Origin of the sequence: Amycolatopsis sp. NPDC058278 (assembly GCF_042881395.1) — a bacterium.
Lineage (GTDB): Bacteria > Actinomycetota > Actinomycetes > Mycobacteriales > Pseudonocardiaceae > Amycolatopsis.
The window spans coordinates 1-7,062 of the sequence record NZ_JBHVXZ010000230.1; the positions used below are offsets into that span (position 1 = coordinate 1).

Below are 7,062 nucleotides of genomic sequence, written 5' to 3' on the forward strand. Positions count from 1 at the left end.
GCCACTGAGTCGTCCGCAAGAGGGCGAATCGCGAGAAAGGCCCCGTCCCCCGGGGGGGGGCGGGGCCTTTCTCGTCGGCTGGGGGCTACACGTACGCGTCGAGCTCGGCCACCTGGGCGTGGCACGCCTCGTCGACCTCCCACGGCTTGGCCGTGACGCGGGGCAGCGGCAGGCTCTCGGCCTGCAACGTCGCCGGGATGAGCGCGCAGTCGGCGATCAGCTCGGACAGGGTTTCGGGTTCGGTGACGGCGTTCACGATTCGTAACGCTATTGATCCGCATTCGACTGGAGAAGGAGTACCAGCCGGTAGTGTCGGCTGGGCACGCGCGAACTACCCGGATGGGTCATGACCCAGGGGTAACTTCGCGCCTTTTGCCGTGAGGTCGAACACGAAGGAGCAGCCGGTGGCAGACAGGGCCAGGATCGCGGTGTCCGGCAGTATCGCGACCGACCACCTCATGCATTTCCCGGGCAGGTTCGCCGAGCAGCTGGTCGCCGAGCAGCTGCACCGCGTCTCGCTGAGCTTCCTCGCCGACGACCTGGTGGTCCGGCGCGGCGGCATCGGTGCGAACATCGCCTTCGGCCTGGGGGTGCTCGGCGTCCAGCCGGTCCTCGTGGGTGCCGTCGGCGCCGACTTCGCCGACTACCGCTCCTGGCTGGAGCGGCACGGGGTGGACACCTCGGGCGTGCACGTGTCCGAGGTCGCGCACACCGCGCGGTTCGTCTGCACCACCGATGAGGACCTCTGCCAGATCGCGACGTTCTACGCCGGCGCGATGGCGGAGTCCCGCAACATCGAGCTGCAGCCGATCGCCGAGCGCACCGGCGCGCTGAGCCTGGTGCTGATCAGCCCGGACGACCCGGAGGGCATGATCCGCCACGCCGAGGAGTGCCGGCAGCGCGGTTACGCCTTCGCGGTCGACCCGTCGCAGCAGCTGGCCCGGATGACCGGTGAGCAGGCGCGCGCGTTCGTCGCCGGCGCGAAGTACCTGTTCAGCAACGACTACGAGTGGGAGCTGCTGCTCCAGAAGACCGGCTGGACCGAGGCCGACGTCCTCGACCAGGTCGGCGTGCGGATCACGACGCTGGGGGAGAAGGGCGTCGAGATCGTCGGCAAGGACGGCGTCGCCCTGCAGATCGGCGCGGTCCCCGAGCGCACCAAGGCCGACCCGACCGGCGTCGGCGACGGCTTCCGCGCGGGCTTCCTGGCCGGCCTCGACGGCGGCCTGAACGTGGAGCGCGCGGCCCAGCTGGGGTCGCTGATCGCGGTGCTGGTCCTGGAGACGGTCGGCACGCAGGAGTGGACGTTCGACCGCGCGGAGGCCTTGGCCCGCATCGGCGAAGCCTTCGGCCCGGACGCGGCGGAGGAGATCTCGGCGGTCTTGCCCGCGGCCTGACCCCGGGTGTGACGAAGGCCCCGCACCGGATCGGTGCGGGGCCTTCGCCGTGCGTCAGAGCTTGACCGGGTACACCGGCTCCGGGATCCCGGGCTTGATCCGGTGCTCGACGAAGATCCCGTGCCACAGCATGAACACGATCAGCGCCCACAGCTGGCGGCTGCGGTCCAGCTGGCCCGCCTTGTGCTCCTCCAGCAGCGCCAGGATCGCCTTCTTGTCCAGCAGCTCCTCGGTGCGCGAATCACTGATGATCCCGCGAGCCCAGTCGTACATCTCGTTGCGCAGCCACAGCCGGATCGGGACCGGGAAGCCGAGCTTGCGGCGGTTGAGCACGTGCGCCGGGATGATCTTCGCCAGCGCCTGGCGCAGGGCGTACTTCGTCGTCCCGTGGGCGAGCTTCTGGTCCAGCGGGATCGACGCGGCGACCTTGAACACCTCGGCGTCGAGGAACGGCACCCGCAGTTCCAGCGAGTTCGCCATCGTCACCTTGTCGGCCTTGACCAGGATGTCGCCGCGCAGCCACGTGTAGAGGTCGACGTGCTGCATGCGGGCCACCGGGTCCCAGCCGCGCGAGACGTCGTACCAGGGCGCCGTGACGTCCTTGAAGCCGACGCCTTCCTGGTACGTCTTCAACACGTTGCGCAGCTGGTCGTCGCGGAAGTTGCGGGCGTTGCCGTAGTAGCGGTCCTCCAGCGGGAGCGCGCCGCGGCGCAACAGGTCCTTGCCGCGGGTGCCCTCGGGGATCTTGGTCGAGACCTTGCCGATGAGCTTGCGCATGCCGCCGGGGATCTTCTCGAACGGCGCCAGCGAAATCGGCTCGTTGTAGATCGTGTAGCCGCCGAACAGCTCGTCCGCGCCCTCGCCGGACAGCACCGCTTTGACGTGCTTGCGGGCCTCGCGGGCGATGAACCACAGCGGGACCAGCGCCGGGTCGGCCACCGGGTCGTCGAGGTACCAGACGATGAGCGGCAGCACCTCCATCATCTCGTCCGCCGTCACCGTCCGGACCACGTGCTTCACGCCGATCGCGGCGGCCGACTCGGCGGCGACGTCGACCTCGGAGTAGCCCTCGCGCTCGAAGCCGGTGGTGAACGCGATCAGGTTCGGGTTGTGCTCCTTGGCCAGCGTGGCGGTGGCCGTGGAGTCGATGCCGCCGGACAGGAACGCGCCGACGGTGACGTCCGGGTCGGAGATCATGTGCTTGCCGACCGAGTCGCGCATCACATCGGCGATGCGCTGGTACAGCTCCTCGGCCTCGGCGGGCGAGTTCACCGGCTTCGCGCTGAACTGCGGGTGGAAGTAGCGGGTGAACTTCACCTCACCGCCGGGCACGACCTCGAACGAGGTGCCGGACTCGACGCGGCGGATCGCGGTGTGCAGCGACTCGGGCTCGGGCACGTACTGCAGCACCAGGTAGTGCTGCAGGGCCTTCCGGTCCAGTTCCTGCGCGACGCCGAGGACGTCCGACAGCTCCAGGAGGCTCTTCTTCTCGCTGGAGAACGCCACCCCGCCGGGACCGGCCGAGTAGAACAGCGGCTTGATCCCGAACGGGTCGCGCGCGCCGAAGACCCGCTTCTCCTGGGAGTCCCAGATCATGAAGGCGAACATCCCGCGCAGGCGCTTCACCCAGTCGGCGCCGAGGTAGTGGAAGCCGACGACGATCGCCTCGCCGTCACCCTCGGTCTCGAACTTCGCGCCGTGCTTCTCGGCGAGCTCCGCCCGCAGCTCCAGGTAGTTGTAGATCTCCCCGTTGAAGTTCATGGTGTAGCGGCCCGGCGCCTCGGGCGGGCCCCAGACCAGCGGCTGGTGCGCGTGCTCGACGTCGATGAAGGCGAGCCGGTTGAAGCCGTAGACGACCTCGGCGTCGGCCCAGGTGTCCTGCTCGTCCGGGCCGCGGTGGCGCTGGCAGCGCATGGCCGCACCGACGGCGTCACGCGCGTTCGCCGCGCCGGTCTCGGTCGCGCAGATCAGTCCAAGCAGGCCGCACACGGGTACTCACACACCTTTAGGGTCTTCTTCGGGCTGGGAAGGTGCCCAGTATGCCGGGGCCGCCGTGGCGAGTACCACGCGCGTCGATGGTTACCCCTTGGTCAGCGGAGCGCGCCAACTCGGCTAGGCTCCGCACCAGTCACGAAGATCGGTCGTAGGAGGCTCTGGGTGAAAGGGCGAGGCGCAGTGGGACAACCCGAGCGCACCCTGGGGAAGCGGACCGTGCGGGTCGCCGCGCTGGCCGTGCTGGTCGCGCTGACCGCGACGGGCTGCTCCGGCGACGAGATCCTGCGGTTCGGCTGGCCGGTCGGCGTTACGCAGCAGGCGAACGAGATGCGCACGCTCTGGACCTGGGCCGTGGTGGCCGCGCTGGTCGTCGGGGTCATCGTGTGGGGCCTGATCTTCTGGACCGCGACGTTCCACCGCAAGAAGAAGACCGCCGACGGCGAGCCGGAGGAGCTGCCCCGGCAGTTCCAGTACAACATCCCGCTGGAGCTGTTCACGGTCGTCGTCCCGACGATCATGGTCTGCGTCCTGTTCTTCTTCACCGCGACCACGGAGTCGAAGGTCCTCGACAAGATCCCCAACCCGGACGTCAAGGTCCAGGTCGTGGCGTTCCAGTGGAACTGGGAGTTCAAGTACGAGGACGCCAACGCGGCGAAGCCCGACGGCAGCGGCCAGGTCAGCACGGTCGGCTCGTCCGGCGAGATCCCGCTGCTGGTGCTCCCGGTCGGCAAGACCATCCAGTACGACCTGGTCTCCACCGACGTCATCCACTCCTTCTGGGTGCCGGAGTTCCACTTCAAGCGGGACGTCTTCCCGAACCCGGAGAAGAACAACCAGGACAGTTCCTTCCAGAACAAGATCGACCGCGAAGGCTCCTTCGTCGGCCGGTGCGCGGAACTGTGCGGCACCTACCACTCGGTGATGAACTTCGAGGTCCGCGCGCTGACGGCGGACAAGTTCGACCAGTACATCTCGCTGCGCAAGCAGGTGAACCCGGCGACGGGCCAGACGTTCACCGCGGCCGAAGCGCTGGCGAAGATGAACTGCGGCGAGCTGTGCACCCCGCACGCGGTGACCACCCAGCCGTTCAACACCGACCGCACGGCGCGGACCGCGTCCAACTGACGCCAGAGCGACAACAGGAGTAGGACAGACCCATGAAGGTCGAAGCCCGCATCTTCTTCATCGTGGCGTTCTTCGCCGTGTTCATGGCGGCGGTCTACTGGGTGTGGACCGCGCTGGCCGCGACCCACGGTGCCGAGCCGGTGGGCATCGTCGCGCTGTTCCTCACCGGTGGCCTCGCGTTTCTGGCCGGCAGCTACATGCAGTTCGTCGCCCGCCGCATCGAACCGCGCCCCGAGGACCGCGAGGACGCCGAAATCAGCGACGGCGCGGGCGAGCTGGGCTTCTTCAGCCCGGGCAGCTACTGGCCGATCGGCATGGCGGCCACCGCGGCGCTCGGTGCCGTGGCGCTGGCGTTCTTCCACATCTGGCTGCTCGTCATCGCGCTGGTCGCGCTGCTCATCACGATCGGTGGCCTGGTGTTCGAGTACCACACGGGTCCGTCGCACGACTGAGTTCCACTTCGCGAACCGGCCGTCACGCTCCCGGCGTGGCGGCCGGTTTCGTTTCCGGGCGGGCGCGGGCGAGTCAGCCGCGGAACGCCGTCCGGTAGGACGACGGGCTCGTCCCGCGCAGGCGGCTGAACTGGTGCCGCAGGGCCGCCGCCGACGCGTAACCGCACGCCGCCGCGATGTCCTCCACCGACCGGCCGCCCTCCTCCAGCAGGGCCTGGGCGCGGTCCAGCCGCCGTTCGGTGAGCCAGCGGTGCGGGGTGGTGCCCGTCGCCGCGGAGAAGCGGCGCAGGAACGTCCGCTCGCCCAAGCCGCTGCGGCGGGCCAGTTCCGCCACCGTGAACGGCTGGTCCAGCCGCCGCTCCACCCACTCCAGGGCCTCCGCGACCACGGCGTCGTCGCCCGCCGCCGTCGCCGGGACGGGTGCCTGGACGAACTGTGCCTGGCCACCCACGCGGTGCGGCGCCGCCACCATCCGCCGGGCCAGCGTCGTGGCCGCGGCGACACCGCGCAGCCGGCGGACCAGGTGCAGGCACAGGTCGACCGCCGCGACCGTGCCCGCGCTGGTCAGGATGCCGCCGTCGTCGGCGTAGAGCGCCTGCGGATCCACCTCGGCGGCCGGGAACCGCTGCCGGAACTCCGCTTCGTACACCCAGTGGACCGTGCAGCGGCGGCCGTCGAGCAAGCCCGCGTACCCCAGGGAGAACACCCCCGCGCAGAACCCCGCCACCCACGCGCCCCGCCCGACCGCGTCGCGCAGGACGTCCAGCACCGGTTCGGGGGGCGGCGCGGTCCGTGGCGCGCACGTCGGCACGATCAGCAGGTCCGCCGACGCCGCGAAGTCCATGTCCCGCAGGCGGGACAGCTCGAACCCGGACCAGCTCTCGACCGGGGAGCCGCCGGGGGAGCAGACGCCGAAGTCCCAGCCCTCGATGCCGTCGGCGCTGCGGTCGGTGCCGAACACCTCGCACGCGACGCCCAGTTCGAACGGCGAAACGCGGTCGGCGAGCACCACGGCGACCCGGTTGACGTCCATGACGGCCAGTGTGTCACAAGTTTTGCGGTCGTTGTCATCTCTGACACTGGTTGCCCGGCTTGCGGACGGCGAACCTGGGCGCATGACGAATTCGGAAACCCGCCCGCTGCTCCAGTGGTCCGCGGCGATGGCGATGTCGGGCACGATCGGCGCCGTCGTCCTCGAGAGCGGCGCGGCCGCCCCCGCCGTGGCCTTCGCCCGCTGCTTCGTCGGCGGCGCCCTGCTCGTGCTCTGGTGCCTCTCCCGCGGCTGGCTGCAGGCGTGGCGGCCGTCGCGCCGTGACCTCGGCCTCGCCGTGCTGGGCGGGCTGTTCCTGGTCGGCAACTGGGTGCTGCTGTTCGCCTCGTACGCGCTGTCCTCGATCTCGGTCAGCACGGTCGTCTACCACACCCAGCCGCTGGTCCTGGTCGGCCTGGCGGCGGCCTTCCTCGGTGAGAAGGTCGCCAAGAGCCACCTGGCCCGGGCCGGGATCGCGTTCGGCGGGGTGGCCGTGATCTCGCTGTCCGCCCACGGCGAGGACGGCAAGCCCGTCCAGCTCGCCGGGATCGCCCTGGCCCTCGGCGCGGCGTTCCTCTACGCCGGCGCGTCCTTCATCGCGAAGCAGCTGAAGCACATCCGCCCGCACCTCCTGGCCGCCGTGCAGACGACCGTGGGCGCGCTGGTGCTGGCACCCGCGCTGCTGATCACGCCGCTGCCGTCGACGACGTCGGGGCTGCTCTGGCTGGTGCTGCTGGGCACGGTGCACACGGCCCTGATGTACGTGCTGATCTACGCGAGCATCGGCAAGCTGCCGACCACGACGGTGGCGCTGCTGTCCTACGTCTACCCGGTGGTCGCGGTCCTGGTCGACATCGCCTTCTACGGCCACCGGCCCAGCTGGCCGGAGGCACTGGGCATGCTCGCGGTCCTAGCGGCCGCGCTGGCACCCCAGCGCAGCCACCGCCCCGCCCCGGAAAACCACCGAGAACCGGCCCGCCAGTCGTGCTCGGCAACGTAACCCACGTGATCAGGGACGTAACCCACGTGATTGGGAACGTAACCCACGTGATCGGGGCCGGAA

Annotated in this window: 7 protein-coding genes; 4 read left to right on the plus strand and 3 right to left on the minus strand. The window is 70.0% G+C overall.

Features of this window, described 5'->3' with window-relative positions:
• Positions 1 to 85: 85 nt before the first annotated feature.
• A complete protein-coding gene (locus ACFVYA_RS48940) occupies positions 86 to 256 on the minus strand; it encodes a hypothetical protein (RefSeq protein WP_285989449.1) in 171 nt (56 codons plus the stop codon).
• A 148-nt stretch (positions 257 to 404) separates the two neighbouring features.
• On the opposite strand from ACFVYA_RS48940, the gene ACFVYA_RS48945 reads away from it, so the two are divergent.
• Complete coding sequence (locus ACFVYA_RS48945) at positions 405 to 1,397, plus strand: carbohydrate kinase family protein (protein WP_285989450.1); 993 nt, start codon at positions 405 to 407, stop codon at positions 1,395 to 1,397.
• Between the two features lie 54 nt (positions 1,398 to 1,451).
• Here the strand turns inward: ACFVYA_RS48945 and asnB are convergent, their stop codons facing one another.
• Positions 1,452 to 3,386 carry an asparagine synthase (glutamine-hydrolyzing) gene (gene asnB, locus ACFVYA_RS48950; protein WP_387055405.1) on the minus strand — a complete coding sequence of 645 codons (1,935 nt, stop codon included), beginning with the start codon at positions 3,384 to 3,386 and terminating at the stop codon, positions 1,452 to 1,454.
• A 186-nt stretch (positions 3,387 to 3,572) separates the two neighbouring features.
• Here asnB and ACFVYA_RS48955 point away from each other — a divergent pair, with 186 nt between their 5' ends.
• The gene (locus ACFVYA_RS48955) at positions 3,573 to 4,517 is read left to right on the plus strand and encodes a cytochrome c oxidase subunit II (protein WP_285989452.1); all 945 of its coding nucleotides are present in this window, start codon (positions 3,573 to 3,575) and stop codon (positions 4,515 to 4,517) included.
• A 32-nt stretch (positions 4,518 to 4,549) separates the two neighbouring features.
• Positions 4,550 to 4,969: a cytochrome c oxidase subunit 4 gene (locus ACFVYA_RS48960; protein WP_285989453.1), complete on the plus strand. Its 420-nt coding sequence runs from the start codon at positions 4,550 to 4,552 to the stop codon at positions 4,967 to 4,969.
• Positions 4,970 to 5,042: 73 nt separating this feature from the next.
• Here the strand turns inward: ACFVYA_RS48960 and ACFVYA_RS48965 are convergent, their stop codons facing one another.
• The gene (locus ACFVYA_RS48965) at positions 5,043 to 6,002 is read right to left on the minus strand and encodes a GlxA family transcriptional regulator (protein WP_387055408.1); all 960 of its coding nucleotides are present in this window, start codon (positions 6,000 to 6,002) and stop codon (positions 5,043 to 5,045) included.
• An 82-nt stretch (positions 6,003 to 6,084) separates the two neighbouring features.
• Here ACFVYA_RS48965 and ACFVYA_RS48970 point away from each other — a divergent pair, with 82 nt between their 5' ends.
• Positions 6,085 to 6,999: a DMT family transporter gene (locus tag ACFVYA_RS48970; RefSeq protein WP_387055410.1), complete on the plus strand. Its 915-nt coding sequence runs from the start codon at positions 6,085 to 6,087 to the stop codon at positions 6,997 to 6,999.
• The last annotated feature ends 63 nt before the right edge of the window (positions 7,000 to 7,062 follow it).

Excerpts from the sequence above, each read along its gene's own strand:
- ACFVYA_RS48960 (WP_285989453.1), top strand. The coding sequence starts at position 4,550 with ATGAAGGTCGAAGCCCGCATCTTCTTCATCGTGGCGTTCTTCGCCGTG.
- ACFVYA_RS48965 (WP_387055408.1), bottom strand. The coding sequence starts at position 6,002 with ATGGACGTCAACCGGGTCGCCGTGGTGCTCGCCGACCGCGTTTCGCCG.
- ACFVYA_RS48970 (WP_387055410.1), top strand. The coding sequence starts at position 6,085 with ATGACGAATTCGGAAACCCGCCCGCTGCTCCAGTGGTCCGCGGCGATG.